We start from the raw sequence: 20,616 nt of genomic DNA, 5'->3' as shown, positions 1-20,616 counted from the left end.
GAACAGGTCGAGGCATTTTTTTGGTTATGCGGTGAGGCTTGGGTTTTCACACAGTCTGGGTAGGAGCGAACTTGTTCGCGAGACGTCATCACTGCCAACGCATTCGTTGCCTGACACTCCGCTTCACAGCCTTCGGCAGCTCCTACAATGCCGCGGCAACAAATCAGGTCGGCTGTCAGGCCGCCGCGCTTTTGATTTTGATCTGAGGCGCCCCATTAAATCACGCTGGCCGAACGCAGATTCTGAAGCGTGGGCAACCCGGCAGGACGCCGGGTTAGCCGCACCGGGCCATGGATGGCCCATTGCGGCGGCCCACGGTTCAGGATCTGCGGGCGGGTACACCGAGCACCAGCGAGGTGCCAAGTGATGGGGCAAGAGCCTTTTGCTTACTTTTGGGCTCTCAAAAGTGAGGCGCCGTAAGGGCGCAACCAATGCCAGCCCTTACCGCCATAACGGATATGTACACAAAACTCCCGCACGACACCCTATATAAGGAAGCAACAATCCCCCACCTGCGACGGTCTGCTAGAATCGCCGTTTTCCGTATTAGCCGCGCCCCCTGTGCGCCGAGAGAGTTCGTATGACCGTCACCATCAAAACCCCCGAAGACATCGAAAAAATGCGCATTGCCGGTCGTCTGGCTGCCGATGTCCTGGAAATGATCGGTGCTTACGTCAAGCCTGGCGTCACCACTGAAGAGCTGGACCGCATCTGCCACGATTACATCGTCAACGAGCAGAAAGCTATACCGGCTCCGCTGAATTACAAAGGCTTCCCCAAGTCGATCTGCACCTCGATCAACCACGTTGTGTGCCATGGCATCCCGAATGAAAAGCCATTGAAAAATGGCGACGTTCTGAACATCGACGTCACCGTTATCAAAGACGGCTACCACGGCGATACCAGCAAGATGTTTCACGTAGGCAAAGTCCCCGAGTGGGCCGAGCGCCTGTCGAAAATCACTCAGGAATGCCTGTATAAAGGCATCGAAGTTGTCCGCCCTGGCGCAACATTGGGTGATATCGGCGAAGTCATCCAGAAACACGCTGAAAAGAGCGGCTTCTCCGTAGTTCGCGAATATTGCGGCCACGGCATTGGCAAGGTGTTCCATGAAGAGCCGCAAGTCGTGCATTACGGCAAGGCTGGCGAAGGCATGGCATTGGTAGAAGGCATGACCTTCACCATCGAGCCAATGATCAATCAGGGCCGTGCCGAAACCCGCCTGCTGGGTGACGGCTGGACTGCGATCACCAAGGACCGCAAGCTGTCAGCACAGTGGGAGCACACCATTCTGGTGACCGCTGAGGGCTATGAAATTTTTACCCTGCGCAGCGACGACACCATCGCCCGCACATCAGCCTGATCACAACGCTCGCTTGATCTAGATAAAAGGAAAGCAGTTCCATGCCGCAGGTGGATCCCGATTTGTTCGACCGTGGTCAGTTCCAGGCCGAACTGGCGTTGAAGGCAAGTCCGATTGCCGCGTTCAAGAAAGCCATCCGCAACGCGCGGGAGGTGCTCGATGCGCGCTTCAAGGCTGGTCGCGATATCCGACGCCTGATCGAAGACCGTGCCTGGTTTGTGGACAACATCCTGCAACAGGCATGGGACCATTTCGACTGGAGCGAAGAAGCCGATATCGCCTTGCTGGCCGTTGGCGGTTATGGCCGTGGCGAACTGCATCCTTATTCGGACATCGACCTGCTGATCCTGCTGGACAGTGCTGACCACGAAGTTTTCCGCGAGCCCATCGAGCGCTTTCTCACGCTGCTTTGGGACATCGGCCTTGAAGTAGGCCAAAGCGTGCGCTCGGTGGATGAATGCGCAGTCGAGGGTCGTGCCGACCTGACGGTGATCACTAACCTGATGGAAAGCCGCACTATCGCCGGACCTGAACGCCTGCGTCAGCGCATGCTGGAAGTCACCAGCCCGAAACAGATGTGGCCCAGCAAAGAGTTTTTCCTGGCCAAGCGTGCCGAGCAGAAAACCCGGCATCACAAGTACAACGACACCGAATACAACCTTGAGCCTAACGTTAAAGGCTCGCCCGGTGGCCTGCGCGATATCCAGCCCATTCTCTGGGTCGCCCGCCGCCAGTACGGCACTTTGAATCTCCACGCACTGGCGGGCGAAGGCTTTTTGCTGGAGAGCGAAAACAACCTGCTCGCCTCCTCCCAGGACTTCCTCTGGAAAGTGCGTTACGCGCTGCACATGCTGGCTGGCCGCTCTGAAGATCGCCTGCTGTTCGACCATCAGAGCAGCATCGCCAATCTGCTGGGCTACCAGGACAATGACGCCAAGCTGGCCATCGAACGCTTCATGCAGAAGTACTACCGGGTGGTGATGAGCATCGCGCAACTCAGTGATCTGATCATCCAGCATTTCGAAGAGGTCATCCTGACCGACGACGAAGGCGCGATCACTCAACCGCTCAACTCACGCTTTCAGGTACACGACGGTTATATCGAGGCGACCCACGCAAACGTCTTCAAACGCACGCCGTTTGCCATGATCGAGATTTTTGTGCTGATGGCCCAGCACCCGGAAATCAAAGGTGTGCGCGCCGACACCATTCGGCTGCTGCGCGAACACCGGCACTTGATCAACGACGATTTCCGTAACGATATTCGCAACACCAGCCTGTTCATCGAGCTGTTCAAGTGTGAGCTAGGCATTCATCGCAACCTGCGCCGAATGAACCGTTACGGGATTCTCGGGCTTTATTTGCCGGAGTTTGGCCATATCGTCGGGCAGATGCAGCATGACCTGTTCCACATCTATACGGTTGATGCGCACACGCTGAATCTGATCAAACACCTGCGCAAGCTTCAATACACGCAGGTGTCGGAGAAATTCCCGCTGGCCAGCAAGGTCATGGGCAGGTTGCCGAAGCCGGAGTTGATCTACCTCGCCGGTCTTTATCACGATATCGGCAAGGGCCGCGGTGGCGACCACTCGGAACTCGGTGCCGTTGATGCTGAGGCCTTTGGCATTCGTCATCAGTTGCCGACATGGGATACGCGCCTCATCGTCTGGCTGGTCAGCCACCACTTGGTGATGTCCACGACGGCCCAGCGCAAGGACTTGTCCGATCCGCAGGTGATCCACGATTTCGCCCAGTTCGTGGGGGATGAAATCCACCTGGACTATCTCTACGTGCTGACCGTTGCCGACATTAATGCCACGAACCCGACGCTGTGGAACTCATGGCGGGCAAGCCTGTTGCGCCAGCTGTACACCGAAACCAAGCGCGCCCTCAAGCGCGGCCTGGAAAACCCGGTGGACCGCGAAGAACAGATACGCCGCACACAAACTGCGGCGCTGGACATCCTGGTTCGCAACGGCACCGATCCGGACGATGTCGAGCAGCTCTGGTCACAACTGGGCGACGATTACTTCCTGCGCCACACCGCTGGCGATGTGGCCTGGCACAGCGATGCGATATTGCAGCAGCCTTCAGATGGCGGCTCACTGGTACTGATCAAGGAAACCACCCAGCGCGAGTTTGAAGGCGGTACCCAAATATTCATTTATGCCCCGGACCAGCATGACTTCTTCGCAGTGACCGTGGCGGCGATGGACCAGTTGAACCTGAACATTCATGACGCCCGAGTCATCACCTCAAGTAGCAAGTTCACCCTCGACACCTACATCGTGCTGGACAACGACGGCGGCTCGATCGGCAATAACCCTGAACGCATCAAGCAGATTCGCGAAGGCCTGACCGAAGCATTGCGTAACCCTGACGACTACCCGACGATCATCAAACGTCGCGTACCGCGCCAGCTCAAGCATTTCGCCTTTGCGCCTCAGGTAACGATCCACAACGATGCCCAGCGTCCGGTGACCATTCTGGAGCTGTCAGCACCGGATCGCCCCGGCCTGCTGGCGCGGATCGGCAAGATATTTCTGGAGTTCGACCTGTCGCTGCAAAACGCCAAGATCGCCACGCTGGGCGAGCGAGTGGAAGACGTGTTCTTCATCACCGATGCCAACAACCAGCCGTTGTCCGATCCGCAGCTATGCAGTCAGCTGCAGGACGCCATCGTCGAGCAACTGAACGTCAATCACGAGCCCGGCGAATTGCGCATCAGCATCTGAGTCAACCTGACGCTGTTCAATGAATCGACTTATGGCGCTCAGCCACTTGAGCGCCCTGCTTCTGGAAGCCAGCCCCATGAATAACGCGATGCAACTGCTCCAGCCCTACCCTTTCGAAAAGCTTCGTGCCCTGCTCGGCAGCGTGACGCCAAACCCCGACAAGCGCCCGGTTGCGCTGTCCATCGGCGAACCCAAGCATCGCTCGCCGGACTTCGTCGCCAAAGCCATGACCGACAACCTGGACCAGATGGCCGTCTATCCAACAACACTGGGCATACCGGCGTTGCGCGAAGCCATTACCGGCTGGTGCGAGCGGCGCTTTGGCGTGCCGAGTGGCTGGCTGGACCCGGCGCGTAACGTGTTGCCAGTCAATGGCACCCGCGAAGCACTGTTTGCCTTCACCCAGACCGTGGTCAACCGTGGCGACGACGCGCTGGTTATCAGCCCGAACCCGTTCTATCAGATCTACGAAGGCGCAGCGTTTCTGGCAGGTGCAAAGCCGCACTACTTGCCGTGCCTGGCTGAGAACGGCTTCAACCCTGACTTTGACGCAGTGTCGGCCGATACCTGGAAGCGCTGTCAGATTCTGTTCCTGTGCTCTCCGGGCAACCCGACCGGCGCGCTGATCCCGGTAGAAACCCTGAAGAAGCTGATCGCACTGGCAGACGAACACGACTTCGTGATCGCCGCCGACGAGTGCTACAGCGAGCTGTACTTCGACGAACAAACCCCGCCTGCCGGCCTGCTCAGCGCCTGCGTGGAACTGGGTCGCCAGGATTTTAAACGTTGCGTGGTTTTCCACAGCCTGTCCAAGCGTTCCAACCTGCCGGGCCTGCGTTCCGGTTTCGTGGCAGGCGACGCAGATATCCTCAAAGCGTTCCTGCTCTATCGCACCTACCACGGCTGCGCGATGCCGGTACAAACCCAGTTGGCCAGCATTGCGGCCTGGAATGATGAAGAACACGTGCGCGCCAACCGTGATCTATATCGCGAGAAATTTGATGCAGTGCTGGAGATTCTTGCACCAGTGATGGATGTGCAGCGTCCCGACGGTGGCTTCTACCTGTGGCCAAGCGTTGGCGGCGACGACGCAGAATTCTGCCGCGATCTGTTCGTTGATCAACATGTGACCGTGGTGCCGGGCTCCTATCTGTCCCGCGAAGTGGACGGTTTCAACCCGGGTGCTGGACGCGTGCGCCTGGCACTGGTTGCGCCGCTGGCCGAATGCATTGAAGCGGCAGAACGAATTCGCGACTTTATCAACAAGTGATGCGTATTCCCCACGGCATGCAACGTGCCGTGGGGTGTTGATCAATGCTAGAGAGCACAGCCCCTTCTCCTTGTAGGAGTGAGCTTGCTCGCGATAGCTATTTACCAATCGAAGCACTTCGTCTGATTAAACGCCATCGCGAGCAAGCTCACTCCTACAGCTCCACTGTTTTCTGGACGACAGTGTGATGCCAGCAACAAGTGGGCTCCTGTCAAAATTTTCTCCAAGAGCTGCCGAAGGCTGCGATAACAATCTTCCTGGCATACCGCCATCGCAGCCTTCGGCAGCTCCTACAAAAATCCTGCACCGGCGCTGCCTGAGATATTGAACAATTCCCTATTCAGGTATTTGTTTCAAAGCCGATACAACCTGAAACTCACGTCATGGATGAACATATGAGCCTTGTATCGACGCTCTCCAACAGTGGCACTGCCGCCTATAACGGTGTCAATGCAGCGACCAGCCCAACCAGGGCTGCTACCGCATCAACGACTGCCCTCCAAGAGGAAGCACCGAGCGTCGACAAGGCGACCTTTTCCAGCGCAGCGCTCGAACTCAGTCAGAAAACCTCCTCCGCCTCTAAACTGTATCCAACTCGTCCCGGCATGAGTGCCAATGCTTTGTTGATGGCAGTTGCCAACCCTGGTCTTGAATCAAGCTCCAAAGGCCTGGCTTTCGCTGATGTCGCCACTGACGCCCGCGCTCGCATGGACGACAAGTACGCACAGATGAAAGCCAGCGGCACCCCCTATAACCGTTACGACAAGGAAGCTGCTGACACCAACTCGTTGCTGGGCGATCTTGACCGCAGGTCTCTGTACGCGGTGAGCAAGAATGAAGGCGGCCTGTTTACCAAAGCGGAGCAGGAGGAAGCATCTGATGCGATGAACCGTCAGTTTGGCCTGGCGATGGGCCTGTACAGTGGCTTGACGTCGCTGGAAAACGACTTTGTCGATCCATACCAAGGTGACGATCTCACGCGCTTCAAGGTGGGCCTGAAGTTTCTGAACCAAGTGAGCAGCGAAGAAAAAAGCTCTGCAACCTGGATGCGCATGCACCAGGGGCTGGAGGAGAGCATTGCCAGCCTGGAAAACCCGGAGAAGCCCAAGGTCCAGAAAACCCTGTTCGACATCATTGCCGAAATGAACTCGGAAAAAGTCGAGGAAGACGAGGAAGACCCATTCACGGGCAAAAAATCCAGCTCGACGGGCGGGACGCCTCAGCCGGCTATCACTTTAAATGTACCTGACGCCACAAGTACCCAGGGCACGGCGGCGAGCGCTGAGAAGACGGCTAGCCAAGGTTAATCTGCTTTGCCACGCGCGGTTTGGCCTCATTGAGACCCGACTGCGCCATTCCGTCGTGGTACCCATCGAAGTGCCATATTGGCGGCTTAAACTATCGCGTCACCTTCAGCCAACGGCAGGACACAGGCAAAAAAGTCATGCCTGGGTACATAAACACGTCGGCAGGACACGCCCAGCCCGCCTGTCCGTGGCATAATCCGTGACCGTTTTTCAACCGTCTCAAAGGGGGCAAGCTCGTGGCTGATGAAATCAACAAGTTGCACCTGTATGGGATCAAAGCGTGCGACACGATGAAAAAGGCCCGCACGTGGCTCGATGAAAAGCCGGTGAGCTACGACTTTCACGACTATAAAACCCAAGGTATTGACCGCGAACACCTGACCCGGTGGTGCAATGAGCACGGCTGGCAGACAGTGTTGAACCGCGCAGGCACCACCTTTCGCAAGCTGGACGAGGCGCAGAAAGCCGACCTCGATCAGGATAAAGCGATTGAACTGATGCTCGCTCAACCGTCGATGATCAAACGCCCGGTGCTCGATCTCGGCGACAGAACCCTGATTGGCTTTAAACCAGACCTGTATGCAGCGGCTATCGCCTGACTGAGATAGCCCTTTAAATTAGTAAGAGGTATTTGCATGTCCACTTCCCTGTTCAGCCTGGCCTTCGGTGTCGGCACTCAAAACCGTCAAGGCGCATGGCTGGAAGTTTTCTACGCTCAGCCGATGATCAACCCGTCCGCTGAATTGATCGCAGCTGTAACGCCAGTACTGGGTTATACCGGTGGCAACCAGGCCATTACCTTCAACACCGATCAGGCGTCGAAGCTGGCTGAAGCGCTCAAGTCCGTTGACGCTGGTCAGGCTGCATTGCTGACCCGTCTGGCAGAGAGCCACAAACCACTGGTCGCGACCCTGCTCGCTGAAGATGCTGCGCTGACGTCCACCCCTGAGGCTTACCTCAAGCTGCATCTGCTGTCCCATCGTCTGGTCAAGCCACATGGCCTGAGCCTGGCCGGGATTTTCCCGTTGCTGCCAAACGTCGCCTGGACCAGCCAGGGTGCGATCGACCTGAACGAACTGGCCCCGCGCCAGCTGGAAGCACGCCTCAAAGGCGAGCTGCTGGAAGTGTTCTCCGTCGACAAATTCCCGAAAATGACCGATTACGTCGTACCGACCGGCGTGCGTATCGCTGATAGCGCACGTATTCGTCTGGGCGCTTACATCGGCGAAGGCACTACCGTGATGCATGAAGGTTTCGTCAACTTCAACGCTGGCACCGAAGGCCCGGGCATGATCGAAGGTCGTGTTTCGGCTGGCGTCTTCGTTGGCAAAGGCTCTGACCTGGGCGGCGGTTGCTCCACCATGGGCACCTTGTCCGGTGGCGGCAACATTGTCATTAAAGTCGGCGAAGGCTGCCTGATCGGTGCCAACGCAGGTATCGGTATCCCATTGGGCGACCGCAATACCGTGGAGTCGGGTCTGTACGTGACCGCTGGCACCAAGGTTGCGCTGCTCGATGACCAGAACAAGCTGGTCAAAATCGTTAAAGCCCGTGATCTGGCTGGTCAACCTGACCTGCTGTTCCGTCGCAACTCCGAAACCGGCGCTGTGGAATGCAAAACCCACAAGTCGGCCATCGAGCTGAACGAAGCGCTGCACGCTCACAACTGATCGATGCTGCATCAGGCCCGATCTCATGATCGGGCCTGACTCACCGAGTCAAAGCAAATGCCCCTCTTTTCCCCTTGGCGCGCTGACTTTCCAGCCATCGACGCCCTGCAACGGCAAGGCCAGACCTATCTGGACAACGCCGCGACCACCCAGAAACCTCAAGCCCTGCTCGACGCCCTGAATCATTACTACGCCAATGGCGCAGCCAATGTGCATCGCGCCCAACATTTGCCGGGAGCTCATGCGACTCAGGCGTTTGAGGACAGCCGCAACAAGGTTTCTCATTGGCTCAATGCCGGTGAGACAGGTCAGATTATTTTTACCCATGGTGCTACGTCTGCGCTCAATCTACTGGCCTACGGCCTGGAGCATGAGTTCGTCGCCGGTGATGAAATCGTAATCAGCGCACTGGAACATCACGCCAACCTGTTGCCCTGGCAGCAACTGGCTCAACGCCGCGATCTGAAGCTAGTCATTCTGCCGCTCAATGAGCAAGGGCTGATCGACCTGAGCGCCGCTGCGCAAATGATCGGTGACCGCACCCGCCTGCTTGCTGTGAGCCAACTGTCCAACGTGCTGGGCGCCTGGCAGCCACTGCCGGAATTACTCGCACTGGCCAAGGCCCACGGCGCACTAACGGTCGTGGATGGCGCTCAAGGTGTCGTCCATGGTCGACATGACGTGCAAGCACTGGGCTGCGACTTCTACGTGTTTTCCAGCCACAAGCTATACGGCCCGGAAGGCGTCGGCATTCTGTATGGCCGCAATGACGTGCTGCCGCGCCTGCAACACTGGCAGTTCGGCGGCGAGATGGTCCTGACCACTGATTACGACCATGCGAAATTCCGCCCGGCACCGCTGGGTTTCGAAGCCGGGACGCCACCGATTGCCGGTGTGATCGGCCTTGGCGCAACGCTGGATTATTTGCAGAGCCTTGATCACCGCGCAGTGCTGGAGCATGAAGCAGCGCTGCACGCGATGCTGCTTGAAGGCTTGCGTCAGCGGGATGGTGTGCGGGTGCTGGGCGAGCCGCAACTGGCGTTGGTCAGCTTTACAGTGGAAGGCGTGCACAACGCCGACCTCGCGCATCTGCTGACAGAACAGGGCATCGCCGTGCGTGCGGGTCATCACTGCGCTATGCCGCTGCTGAAAAGCCTTGGCCTGTCGGGGGCAATTCGGGTTTCCCTGGCGCTCTACAACGACTCAAGCGACTTGCAACACTTCTTCAACGCGCTGGATCAAGCGCTGGAGTTATTACGATGAACCTGCCCCTCGACGCACAAACCGCACTGGACACCTTCGCTAAACCTCAAGGCTGGGAGCAACGTGCGCGATTGCTCATGCAATGGGGCGAGCGATTGCCTGTACTGAACGAAGATGAAAAGTCAGACGAAAATCTGGTCCACGGATGCGAAAGCAAAGTCTGGCTATTGGGTGAGATGACGAACAGCCAATGGCAGTTTCGCGCCGCCAGCGATGCGCGGATGATTCGTGGTCTGGTGGCGCTGTTGCTGGCTCGGGTCAATGGTCTGTCGGCAACAGAGCTCCAGCACGTGGATTTGCCTGACTGGTTCAACCAGCTAGGCCTGAGCCGTCAACTCTCCCCTTCACGCAGCAACGGCCTGAATGCCGTGCTGCAGAGGATGCGTCAGCTGACGGAAGCGGCGGGCTGAGACGGCGGTACCGACACCGGCTTGGCGCGCTCCGATGGGCGACGTACACCAGCAACAATTTTGTCTACCGCCTTGGTGGCCGCGACCATGCCGAAGGTCGCTGTCACCATCATCACCGCGCCAAAACCACCGGCGCAATCCAGCTTGACCCCATCCCCGACAAAACTCTTCTGCAGGCAAATGCTGCCATCCGGCTTCGGATAGCGCAGTTGTTCAGTGGAGAACACGCACGGCACACTGTAATGGCGGTTCATGGTGCGGGAGAAGCCGTAATCACGGCGAAGGGTCGAGCGTACCTTTGAAGCCAGTGGATCGTTGAAGGTACGGTTCAAATCGCAGACCTGAATCAGCGTCGGATCAATCTGCCCACCTGCACCGCCGGTGGTGATGATCTGAATCTTGCGCCGCTTGCACCAGGCAATCAGTGCGGCCTTGGCGTTAACCGCGTCAATGCAGTCCAGCACGCAATCCAGATCCGGCGTTATGTACTCGGCCATGGTGTCGCGGGTCACGAAATCAGCCACCGCGTGCACAACGCAATCCGGATTGATCGCCCGCAGACGCTCAGCCATAACCTCGACTTTGGGACGACCCACGGTGCTGTCCAGCGCATGCAACTGACGATTGCTGTTGCTGACGCAGACGTCATCCAGATCAAACAGGGAAATCTCACCCACCCCAGAACGCGCCATGGCTTCAGCCGCCCAGGAACCGACACCGCCGATACCGACCACAGCAACATGGGCGGCACGCAGCCGCTCCAGACCTTCGATGCCGTACAAACGGGCGATACCTGCAAAACGCGGATCTTCTGAACTCATGACCAATACCCCAAAAACCGGCGCGCATTATAGGGCTTTGGCTGGGTTAGGGCATCCTGAAGGTGGGTGATTGGTCAGAAAATGTACTGAGGTGGGGCTGACGCGGTTATTCACGCATACCGCCTCGCGAACAAGTTCGCTCCTACCAGGGCGACGCGGAGGCCCGGACTGGTCGCCTTTAAAGGTAGGAGGCAACTTGTTGGCGAGAGGGGCTGACGCGGTTATTCACGCATGCCGCCTCGCGAACAAGTTCGCTCCTGCCACGGCGACGCGGAGGCCCGGACTGTTCAGTTTTAAAGGTAGGAGCCAACTTGTTGGCGAAAGGGGCTTACGCGATTTGAAGCACGCTCACGATACCGGCCCGATGCCACCCCTTTCACTGGAGAAAATAAGCGCCCTTATCCATAAACGCCGGCTCCCCCTTCCCGTTTTGCTTTAAGATAAGCGCCTTTTTCGCGCCCTTATATGATCCGTGCGTCACCGGACCATCCGCGCTATCAACCGGAGTTTTGTACATGACGGCCCCAGCCGACCTTTCGCCTACGCTGCAACTTGCCTGCGACCTGATCCGTCGTCCTTCGGTTACGCCCATTGATGCCGATTGTCAGACAGTGATGATGGGGCGCCTTGGGAACGCAGGCTTCAAGCTGGAGCCGATGCGAATCGAGGACGTGGATAATTTCTGGGCCAGCCATGGCAAAAACGAAGGGCCGGTATTGTGCTTTGCCGGTCATACCGACGTGGTCCCGACCGGCCCTGTTCAAGCCTGGCAAAACGATCCGTTCGATGCGCTGATCGATGCAGAGGGCATGCTGTGCGGACGTGGCGCAGCCGACATGAAAGGCAGTCTGGCCGCAATGGTCGTGGCCGCCGAGCGTTTCGTCGCTGATCACCCTGACCACAAAGGCAAAGTCACTTTCCTGATTACCAGTGACGAAGAGGGTCCGGCGCATCATGGCACCAAGGCCGTGGTTGAGCGGTTGCGTGAGCGCAACGAGCGGCTGGACTGGTGCATCGTTGGCGAACCGTCGAGCACCACGCTGGTGGGCGATGTGGTCAAGAATGGCCGTCGCGGCTCCCTTGGCGCGACGCTGACCGTTCGCGGTAAACAAGGCCATGTGGCGTATCCGCATCTGGCGCGCAACCCGATTCATCTGGCGGCTCCGGCTCTGGCAGAACTCGCCGCCGAACATTGGGACGAAGGCAATGATTTCTTCCCGCCGACCAGCTTCCAGATCTCCAATCTGAACTCCGGCACTGGCGCGACCAACGTGATTCCGGGTGATCTGGTAGCGGTGTTCAACTTCCGCTTCTCTACCGAATCCACCGTCGAAGGCCTGCAGCAGCGGGTGTCGACCATCCTCGACAAGCATGGTCTGGACTGGCATGTGGACTGGGCGCTGTCCGGTCTGCCGTTCCTCACCGAGCCAGGTAATTTGCTAGATGCGGTCTCGGCCAGCATCAAGGCCGTCACTGGCCGCGAGACCAAGGCGTCCACCAGCGGCGGCACCTCTGACGGGCGTTTCATCGCCACCTTGGGTACGCAGGTTGTAGAGCTGGGTCCGGTCAACGCGACGATTCATCAGGTCAACGAGCGCATTCTGGCCAGCGACCTCGATGTGCTGACCGAGATCTACTACCAGACCCTGGTCAAGTTGCTCGCCTGATGCTGACCTGCCCGATCTGCTCTGCACCGCTGACCGCGGTGGATAATGGGGTGGTCTGCCCGGCCAACCACCGCTTCGACCGCGCCCGTCAGGGTTATCTGAACCTGTTGCCGGTGCAGCACAAGAACAGCCGCGATCCTGGTGACAATCAGGCCATGGTCGAGGCGCGCCGGGACTTCCTCAATGCCGGCCATTACGCGCCGGTGGCCAGGCGCCTGGCTGAACTGGCTGCTGAACGTGCTCCCGAGCACTGGCTGGACATCGGTTGTGGCGAGGGTTATTACACCGCGCAAATCGCCGAAGCCCTGCCGGACGCTGATGGTTATGCGCTGGACATCTCCCGAGAAGCGGTCAAACGCGCCTGCCGTCGCAATCCGAAACTGACCTGGTTGATTGCCAGCATGGCTCGCGTGCCACTGCCGGACGCCAGCTGCCAGTTTCTGGCTAGCGTGTTCAGCCCGCTGGACTGGAACGAAGCCAAGCGCCTGCTGACGCCGGGCGGCGGTTTGATGCGGGTCGGCCCGACCAGCGAGCATTTGATGGAACTGCGCGAGCGACTCTATGACGCAGTGCGGGACTATGCCGATGACAAACATCTGGCTCTGGTGCCGGAAGGCATGTCGCTGGCTCATAGCGAAACCCTGCGTTTCAAGCTGAGCCTCGTTGACGGTCAGGCCCGCGCCAATCTGCTGGCCATGACGCCCCACGGCTGGCGAGCCAGCGCGGAACGTCGTGCAGATGTGATTGAGCAGGCCGCACCTTTCGAGGTCACCGTTTCCATGCGCTACGATTATTTCGTATTGCAATAACAACCAACGAAGATGCTCGGTACCGGGCATCCGATTGAATCCGCGAATGGATTTTTTCACTTTCTCACGAGGCATCCATGCGCCAACCCGATATCGAGATTTACCTGAAGGATACTGACGTCGATCACAAGGCCATCGCCGAGTGGCTCAGTGTTGCGGTCGGCCCTTGCACCGACTGGGTACAGAAAGGCCAGACCTGGAAATGCAAGGCAGGCAACGTACCTGTGACCTGGCTGCCAAAAGCAGTAGGCAAGTGGAACAGCCTGCATCTGGACAGTGACAACACGCCATGGGAAGACGACATCGCCTGCGCCCGCGCTGCGTTCGCTACCCTGAACGTAGAAGTACGCTGCGCCCCCGGCACCTGGGTCGAAGAAGAAAGCGACGAAACCGCCGACCGCTGGATACGTATCAGCGCCGATGGCGAGGAAGAGATCACCTGGAAGACGGCGTAACCCGCGCCGACTCTTGGGCAAGCCCCCTAAACAAATCGTGCCTTATGTTGGAGCCGAGCTTGCTCGCGAAGAACGATGGCGAGGTGTGTCGGACGAACCGCATCGTCTGATTCGCGGGCAAGCCTCGCTCCAACGGGTTCAGTGATCCCGGGTGCGGTGCTTGCCAGCGATAAGGTCATCGTTCAAGTACACCCCTTCCAGCCCATATCGCAGGCAAGACCGGCTCACATAGCGATATCAACAGCCTTTTTGCCGATACATCCCAGATACGGCACACTAGCGTCCTCGCGGGCACCGCCCCCTTTTCGCAGATGCCGTATGACCCGATCACCGTTCCGCCGCCTTGTATTCGGCACCTTGCGCCGTCTGCTCTATCTCTGGGTTCGTTCCGAGACCATTAATCAGTCGTCGTTCACGCTCAACCTGGATCGCAGTCGCCCGGTGTTTTACGCCTTGCAGTCGCCGTCCATGAGCGACCTGGCGGTGATCGACACCGAATGCCGCAAGGCCGGCTTGCCGCGTCCTATCCTGCCGGTGTCGGTGGGCGAGCTGGTTGAACCGGCTGCGTACTTCTACCTGACGCCTTCGCCAGACTGGCTGGGCCGTCAGGACAAACGAGGCGCGCCGCCGACGCTTGAGCGACTGGTCAGCGCAGTCAGTCAGAACGCGACCGAGGACGCGCAAATCATCCCGGTCAGTGTGTTCTGGGGACAGTCACCGGATCGTGAATCCAGCGCCTGGAAGCTTTTGTTTGCTGACAGCTGGGCCGTTACCGGTCGTCTGCGGCGTTTCGTCAGCATCCTGATTCTGGGCCGCAAGACGCGGGTGCAATTCTCTGCGCCGATCCACATGCGCGATCTGGTCAACGAAAACAAAGGTCATGAGCTCACCCTGCGTATGGCCCAGCGTCTGCTGCGTACGCACTTCCGCAATCTGAAGACCGCCGTTATCGGCCCCGACGTGTCGCACCGGCGCAATCTGGTCAACGGCCTGCTCGACGAACCCTTGGTCAAACAGGCCATTCTCGAAGAAGCCGAAAGGGAAAAGATTCCTGAAGCCAAAGCCCGGGAACAGGCGCTGCGTTATGCCAACGAGATCGCTTCGGACTACACCTATTCAGCAATCCGCTTTCTGGAAGTGATCCTGAGCTGGTTCTGGAACAAGATTTACGACGGCATCAAAGTCAGCCATATCGAAGGCGTGAAAGACGTTGCTCAGGGTCACGAAGTCATTTACGTACCGTGCCATCGCAGCCACATCGATTATCTGCTGCTGTCCTATCTGCTGTTCCGCAACGGCCTGACCCCTCCGCATATCGCGGCGGGCATCAACCTGAACATGCCGGTGATTGGCGGTCTGTTGCGTCGTGGCGGCGCATTTTTCATGCGCCGCACGTTCAAGGGCAATCCGCTGTACACCTCGGTTTTCAACGAATATTTGCACACGCTGTTCACCAAGGGTTTCCCGGTGGAGTACTTCGTCGAGGGCGGACGCTCGCGGACCGGACGCATGCTGCAACCCAAGACCGGCATGCTGGCAATTACACTGCGCAGCTTTCTGCGTAACTCGCGGATGCCGATCGTGTTTGTGCCGGTGTACATCGGTTACGAGCGCGTACTGGAAGGTCGCACTTACCTGGGCGAGCTGCGCGGCGCGACGAAAAAGAAAGAGTCGATCTTCGATATTTTCAAGGTCATCGGTGCCTTGAAGCAGCGCTTCGGTCAGGTCTCGGTGAACTTCGGTGAGCCGATCAAACTGGCTGAGTTTCTCGACAATGAACAACCGGACTGGCGGGAGCAACAGTTGGGCCCGCAGTTCAAACCGGACTGGCTGAACGAAACCACCAATCGCCTGGGTGAACGCGTGGCTCAGCACTTGAACGAAGCCGCGGCGATCAATCCGGTCAATCTTGTAGCGCTGGCCCTGCTGTCCACACAGAAACTGGCGCTGGACGATCAGGCCATGGAGCGGGTACTGGATCTGTACCTGACGCTGTTGCGCAACGTGCCTTACTCGCCCCACACCACCCTGCCGGAAGGCGATGGGCGAGCCTTGATTGAACATGTGAAAGGCATGAACCTGCTGTCGGAACAGAAGGATGCCTTAGGCAAAATTCTGTATCTGGACGAGCAGAACGCGGTGTTGATGACCTATTACCGCAACAACATCCTGCACATCTTCGCTCTGCCCTCGTTGCTGGCGAGTTTCTTCCAGAGCTCGTCGCGCATGAGCCGCGAGCAGATCCTGCGCTACACCCGGGCGCTGTACCCGTATCTGCAATCGGAGTTGTTCATTCGCTGGCCGGTGAACGAGCTGGACGAGGTGGTGGATCAATGGCTGCAAGCCTTCGTCGAACAAGGCCTGCTGCGCTTTGAAAACAACGTCTACATGAGGCCAGCGCCAAGCTCTCGCGAGTTTGTGCTGCTGACCCTGTTGTCACGAGCCATTGCTCAGACCCTGCAGCGCTTCTACATGGCCATCGCCTTGCTGCTCAACAGCGGGCAGAAGACCCTCAGCGCCGAAGAGCTGGAAGACCTGTGTACGGTAATGGCCCAGCGGTTATCAATTCTCCACGGCCTGAACGCGCCGGAGTTTTTCGACAAGAGCCTGTTCCGTCATTTCATTCAGACGCTGCTGGACCTGGGCGTGCTGCGCAAGGATCCGGCCGGCAAGCTTAGCTATCACCCGCTGTTGGGCGAACTGGCGGAGGGGGCAGCGAAGCGTGTGTTGCCTGCAGAAATCCGGCTATCGATTCGTCAAGTGGCGCTGCATCAGACAGAGGAGCCTGGCGAACCCGAGCCCGCTGAGGAAAGTCGCTGACCGTTGGAATTGCGTGCAGCCAGCCAGACCGAGTTCCTGATAGGCTCTGTGCATTACCGCGTCGAGGTTCAGCTCGGCGCGGTCTCCGAATCAAGTCAAAGAAAAGGATGCCCCCATGTTCCGTCTCCCCTTTACGTTTGCCAGCGTGTGCGCGGGCCTGATGCTGTCGAGCAGCGTATTTGCCTTGTCACTGAACGATCTATCGCAATCGGACGCCACCGGCGGTTTGAAGGATGCGTTGACCCAGGGTGCACAGATCGCCGTCAAGCAACTGGGTAAACCCGGTGGCTTCAGCAACAACCAGGAAGTGCGCATCGAGCTGCCGGGCAAACTGGGCAAGGTCGCAAAGAAAATGAAGCAGTTCGGCATGGGCGACCAGGTTGATCAACTGGAAACCAGCATGAACCAGGCCGCTGAAGCTGCCGTTCCGCAGGCCCAGGCGTTACTGGTAGATGCTGTGAAAAAGATGAGTGTGGCGGATGCCAAAGGCATTCTCAGCGGTGGCAAGGATTCAGCCACTCAGTACCTGAACAGCAGCAGCCGCGAGCAGATCCGCGCCAAATTCCTGCCTATCGTCAAGCAGGCTACCGACAAGGTTGGCCTGGCGCAGAAGTACAACGCTTTCGCGGGTCAGGCGGCCACATTGGGTGTGCTTGATGCCAAGAGCTCGAATATCGAAAGTTACGTGACTGAGCAGGCGCTCAATGGCCTTTTCGAAATGATCGCCAAGCAGGAAGAAAGCATCCGCGCCAACCCGGCTGCGGCTGCGACGAGCCTGGCGAAGAAGGTGTTTGGGGCGTTGTAAGCAGCCACCACCGGGTACTGCGGTTGAAATGCCATCCCTGTGGGACCGAATTCATTCGGGAAGGCGGTTTTTCAGACGGTGGAGATGTATCGCCTGTACCTGCCCCTTCGCGAATGAATTCGCTCCCACGAACATGCACCCCGTTTTAATCCACCTTCTTCACTCTGAACCACGCCGCATACAGCGCTGGCAGAAAAAGCAGCGTCAGCGCTGTAGCGACGATCAGCCCGCCCATGATCGCCACGGCCATCGGGCCGAAGAAGACGCTGCGTGACAGCGGAATCATCGCCAGCACCGCCGCCAGCGCGGTCAGGACGATGGGCCGGAAGCGGCGCACGGTCGCTTCGATAATCGCCGACCACTGATCAAGCCCTCCCGCAATATCCTGCTCGATCTGGTCCACCAGAATCACCGAGTTGCGCATGATCATCCCCGACAAAGCAATGGTGCCCAGCATGGCGACGAACCCGAATGGCTGGTTGAACACCAGCAGGAATAACGTCACGCCGATCAATCCCAACGGTGCGGTCAGGAACACCATCAACATCCGGGAGAAGCTGCGCAGTTGCAGCATCAGCAAGGTCAGCACTACCACGATAAACAGCGGCACACCCGCCTTCACAGAGTCCTGTCCGCGAGCGGCGTCCTCCACCGTTCCGCCGACTTCCAGCAAATACCCATCCGGCAATTCATTGCGCACGTCCGACAGCGTGGGGAGGATTTGCTGCACCAGCGTTGCGGGCTGTTCCTTGCCGTAAATATCGGCACGGACCGTCACGTTGGGCAGTCGATTACGGTGCCAGATCACGCCCTCTTCGAAACCGTATTCAAGCGTCGCCACCTGCGACAGCGCCACACTGGTGCCGTTTTCAGTCGGCACCGCCAGACTCGCCAGCGCCCCCAGTTGCTGGCGCTCATCAGGTGTGCCCCGCAGAAGGATTTCGATCAGTTCATCGTCTTCGCGGTATTGGCTGACGCTGGAGCCGGTCAACGAACGCTGGAGGAATCTCGACAGTTCGGCCGTGGTCACGCCCAAGGCGCGCGCCCGGTCCTGATCCAGATTGAGGAACACCACCTTGCTCGGTTCTTCCCAGTCCAGATGGACGTTGGCAACGTGAGGATTCTCCCGCACCTTGGCCGCGACCTTGCGAGCTAACTCGCGGACTTCGTCGATGTGCTCGCCGCTGACCCGGAACTGCACCGGGTAACCTACCGGCGGGCCGTTTTCCAGCCGCGTTACCCTTGAGCGCAAGGTCGGGAATTGTTCATTGAGACTGCTAATCAGCCAGGTCCGCAAGGCTTCGCGGTCTTCAATACTTTTGGCCAGGACCACGAACTGCGCAAAGCTGGTTGCAGGCAGTTGTTGATCAAGGGGCAGGTAGAAACGTGGCGAACCGGTCCCGACATACGACACATAATTGTCGATACCCGGATGATCCTTGAGCATCTGCTCAAGACGCTTGACCTGCTCGGCCGTGCTGTTCAGCGAAGCGCCTTCAGTCAGCTTCAAGTCCACCATCAGCTCCAGGCGACCGGACGCCGGGAAGAACTGCTGCGGGACAAACTTGAACATCACCACCGACAGCACGAACAAAGCAACCGTGGCGACGATCACCGTTTTGCGCCAGCGCACGCACCAGCCCACCATCGCCCGCACCCGCTGGTAGAACGGCGTACCGTGAGGGTCCACTGCGTCAGGTCCAGTGCCATGTTTTTTGGCGTGAATCTTCGCCAGATCGGGCAGCAGCCGCTCGCCCAGATATGGCACGAACACCACGGCAGCGACCCAGGACGCCAGCAGCGCGATGGTCACCACCTGAAAGATCGAACGGGTATATTCGCCCGTGCTCGACTGCGCGGTGGCAATCGGCAAGAAGCCAGCAGCGGTGATCAGCGTGCCGGTCAGCATCGGGAAAGCGGTGCTGGTCCAGGCGAAACTCGCAGCACGCAGCCGGTCGTAGCCCTGCTCCATTTTGATCGCCATCATTTCCACGGCAATGATCGCGTCGTCCACCAGCAGGCCCAGCGCCAGCACCAACGCACCGAGGGAAATCTTGTGCAAGCCGATGCCCAGGTAGTACATGCAGGCAAACGTCATGGCCAATACCAGCGGTATCGCCAATGCGACCACCATGCCGGTACGCATGCCCAGTGAGAAGAAACTCACCAGCAACACAATCGCCAGTGCTTCGGCCAGTACCTGAACGAACTCACCGACGCCGGTTTTCACCGCAGCAGGTTGATCGGAAACTTTGCGCAGTTCCATTCCGGCAGGCAGGTTTTTCTGCAGGCGGGCAAACTCGCCCTCAAGCGCCTTGCCCAGCACCAGAATGTCGCCGCCCGGCTTCATCGCCACCGCCAGCCCGATCGCCTCTTCGCCCATGAAACGCATGCGCGGCGCAGGTGGGTCATTGAAGCCGCGATGTACTTCGGCCAGATCACGGATACGCAGCGTGCGATCACCCACGCGGATCGGAAATTCACGAATCTCATCAACCGTCTGGAAACGACCGCTGACGCGCAGTTGGATACGCTCGCTGGGTGTTTCAAAGAAGCTGGTAGCCGAGACGGCATTCTGCGCCTCAAGCGCCTGCTGCACGGCTTGCAAAGGCAGCCCCAGGGTGGCGAGCTTGACGTTGGACAGCTCGATCCAGATCTTCTCGTCCTGCAAGCCGATCAGCTCGACCTTACCCACATCGTTGATGCGCTGCAGTTGAAGCTGAATGCGGTCGGCGTAATCCTTGAGCACGGCATAGTCGAAGCCCTTGCCGGACAGCGCGTAAATATTGCCGAAGGTAGTGCCGAATTCATCGTTGAAGAACGGGCCCTGTACACCCGGAGGCAGGTTCTGACGGATATCCCCGACCTTTTTGCGGATCTGATAAAACAGCTCCGGCAGGTACGAAGAGAAGATCGAGTCACGGGCAATAAAAGTGACTTGAGATTCACCGGGACGCGAGAACGATACGATGCGGTCGTACTCGCCGGTTTCCATGAGTTTCTTTTCGATGCGATCCGTGACTTGCCGCGCCACCTCTTCAGCGCTGGCGCCGGGCCACAGCGTGCGGATCACCATGGCCTTGAAGGTGAATGGAGGGTCTTCGCTTTGGCCCAGCTTGGTGTAGGACAACGCACCCACTACCGCCAGAACAATCATCAGGTACAGGACGATTTGCCGATTGCGCAACGCCCATTCGGAGAGATTGAATCGCATCCGT

15 protein-coding genes are annotated in these 20,616 nt (G+C 58.5%); 13 read left to right on the top strand and 2 right to left on the bottom strand.

Annotation, left to right across the window (positions count from 1 at the left end; genetic code table 11):
• The first annotated feature begins 580 nt into the window (after positions 1–580).
• From map to AO242_RS03565, 8 genes are all read left to right on the top strand, one after another.
• Positions 581–1,363 carry a type I methionyl aminopeptidase gene (gene map / locus AO242_RS03600; protein ID WP_099267693.1) on the top strand — a complete coding sequence of 261 codons (783 nt, stop codon included), beginning with the start codon at positions 581–583 and terminating at the stop codon, positions 1,361–1,363.
• Positions 1,364–1,404: 41 nt separating this feature from the next.
• On the top strand, positions 1,405–4,101 hold the full coding sequence (locus AO242_RS03595; protein ID WP_099267692.1) for a [protein-PII] uridylyltransferase: 2,697 nt from the start codon (positions 1,405–1,407) through the stop codon (positions 4,099–4,101).
• Positions 4,102–4,177: 76 nt separating this feature from the next.
• On the top strand, positions 4,178–5,371 hold the full coding sequence (gene dapC / locus AO242_RS03590) for a succinyldiaminopimelate transaminase (protein WP_099267712.1): 1,194 nt from the start codon (positions 4,178–4,180) through the stop codon (positions 5,369–5,371).
• Positions 5,372–5,766: 395 nt separating this feature from the next.
• Positions 5,767–6,678 carry a hypothetical protein gene (locus AO242_RS03585; RefSeq protein ID WP_099267691.1) on the top strand — a complete coding sequence of 304 codons (912 nt, stop codon included), beginning with the start codon at positions 5,767–5,769 and terminating at the stop codon, positions 6,676–6,678.
• Between the two features lie 257 nt (positions 6,679–6,935).
• The gene (locus AO242_RS03580; RefSeq protein ID WP_027900581.1) at positions 6,936–7,277 is read left to right on the top strand and encodes an ArsC family reductase; all 342 of its coding nucleotides are present in this window, start codon (positions 6,936–6,938) and stop codon (positions 7,275–7,277) included.
• Between the two features lie 36 nt (positions 7,278–7,313).
• The gene (gene dapD, locus AO242_RS03575; protein WP_099267690.1) at positions 7,314–8,348 is read left to right on the top strand and encodes a 2,3,4,5-tetrahydropyridine-2,6-dicarboxylate N-succinyltransferase; all 1,035 of its coding nucleotides are present in this window, start codon (positions 7,314–7,316) and stop codon (positions 8,346–8,348) included.
• 57 nt (positions 8,349–8,405) lie between these two features.
• Complete coding sequence (locus tag AO242_RS03570) at positions 8,406–9,611, top strand: aminotransferase class V-fold PLP-dependent enzyme (RefSeq protein ID WP_099267689.1); 1,206 nt, start codon at positions 8,406–8,408, stop codon at positions 9,609–9,611.
• Entirely contained in the window at positions 9,608–10,021 is a 414-nt protein-coding gene (locus tag AO242_RS03565) for a SufE family protein (RefSeq protein WP_099267688.1), read from the top strand. Before AO242_RS03570 ends, AO242_RS03565 begins: the two co-directional genes overlap by 4 nt.
• On the opposite strand, the gene tcdA is transcribed toward AO242_RS03565, so the two are convergent.
• Complete coding sequence (tcdA, locus tag AO242_RS03560) at positions 9,997–10,842, bottom strand: tRNA cyclic N6-threonylcarbamoyladenosine(37) synthase TcdA (RefSeq protein WP_027900577.1); 846 nt, start codon at positions 10,840–10,842, stop codon at positions 9,997–9,999. The two genes, AO242_RS03565 and tcdA, sit on opposite strands and share 25 nt — an antisense overlap.
• 515 nt (positions 10,843–11,357) lie before the next feature.
• Here tcdA and dapE point away from each other — a divergent pair.
• The 5 genes from dapE (at position 11,358) to AO242_RS03535 (ending at position 17,398) form a co-directional block, all read left to right on the top strand.
• A complete protein-coding gene (gene dapE, locus AO242_RS03555; RefSeq protein ID WP_099267687.1) occupies positions 11,358–12,509 on the top strand; it encodes a succinyl-diaminopimelate desuccinylase in 1,152 nt (383 codons plus the stop codon).
• Positions 12,509–13,318, top strand: coding sequence for a putative RNA methyltransferase (locus tag AO242_RS03550; RefSeq protein WP_099267686.1), 810 nt, complete (start codon positions 12,509–12,511; stop codon positions 13,316–13,318). The genes dapE and AO242_RS03550 overlap by 1 nt, the downstream gene beginning before the upstream one ends.
• Positions 13,319–13,395: 77 nt before the next feature.
• A complete protein-coding gene (locus AO242_RS03545) occupies positions 13,396–13,773 on the top strand; it encodes a hypothetical protein (RefSeq protein WP_099267685.1) in 378 nt (125 codons plus the stop codon).
• Between the two features lie 318 nt (positions 13,774–14,091).
• Complete coding sequence (gene plsB / locus AO242_RS03540; protein ID WP_099267684.1) at positions 14,092–16,593, top strand: glycerol-3-phosphate 1-O-acyltransferase PlsB; 2,502 nt, start codon at positions 14,092–14,094, stop codon at positions 16,591–16,593.
• A 115-nt stretch (positions 16,594–16,708) separates the two neighbouring features.
• Positions 16,709–17,398, top strand: coding sequence for a DUF4197 domain-containing protein (locus tag AO242_RS03535; RefSeq protein WP_099267683.1), 690 nt, complete (start codon positions 16,709–16,711; stop codon positions 17,396–17,398).
• Between the two features lie 145 nt (positions 17,399–17,543).
• Here the strand turns inward: AO242_RS03535 and AO242_RS03530 are convergent, their stop codons facing one another.
• Positions 17,544–20,612, bottom strand: a complete 3,069-nt coding sequence (locus tag AO242_RS03530; RefSeq protein ID WP_099267682.1) for an efflux RND transporter permease subunit — start codon at positions 20,610–20,612, stop codon at positions 17,544–17,546.
• Positions 20,613–20,616 lie beyond the last annotated feature (4 nt).

Source organism: Pseudomonas sp. ICMP 561, from assembly GCF_002699985.1.
Taxonomy (GTDB): Bacteria; Pseudomonadota; Gammaproteobacteria; order Pseudomonadales; family Pseudomonadaceae; genus Aquipseudomonas; species Aquipseudomonas quasicaspiana.
Note: the sequence above shows the minus strand (reverse complement) of the source record. Positions and strands in the feature narration are given on the sequence as shown.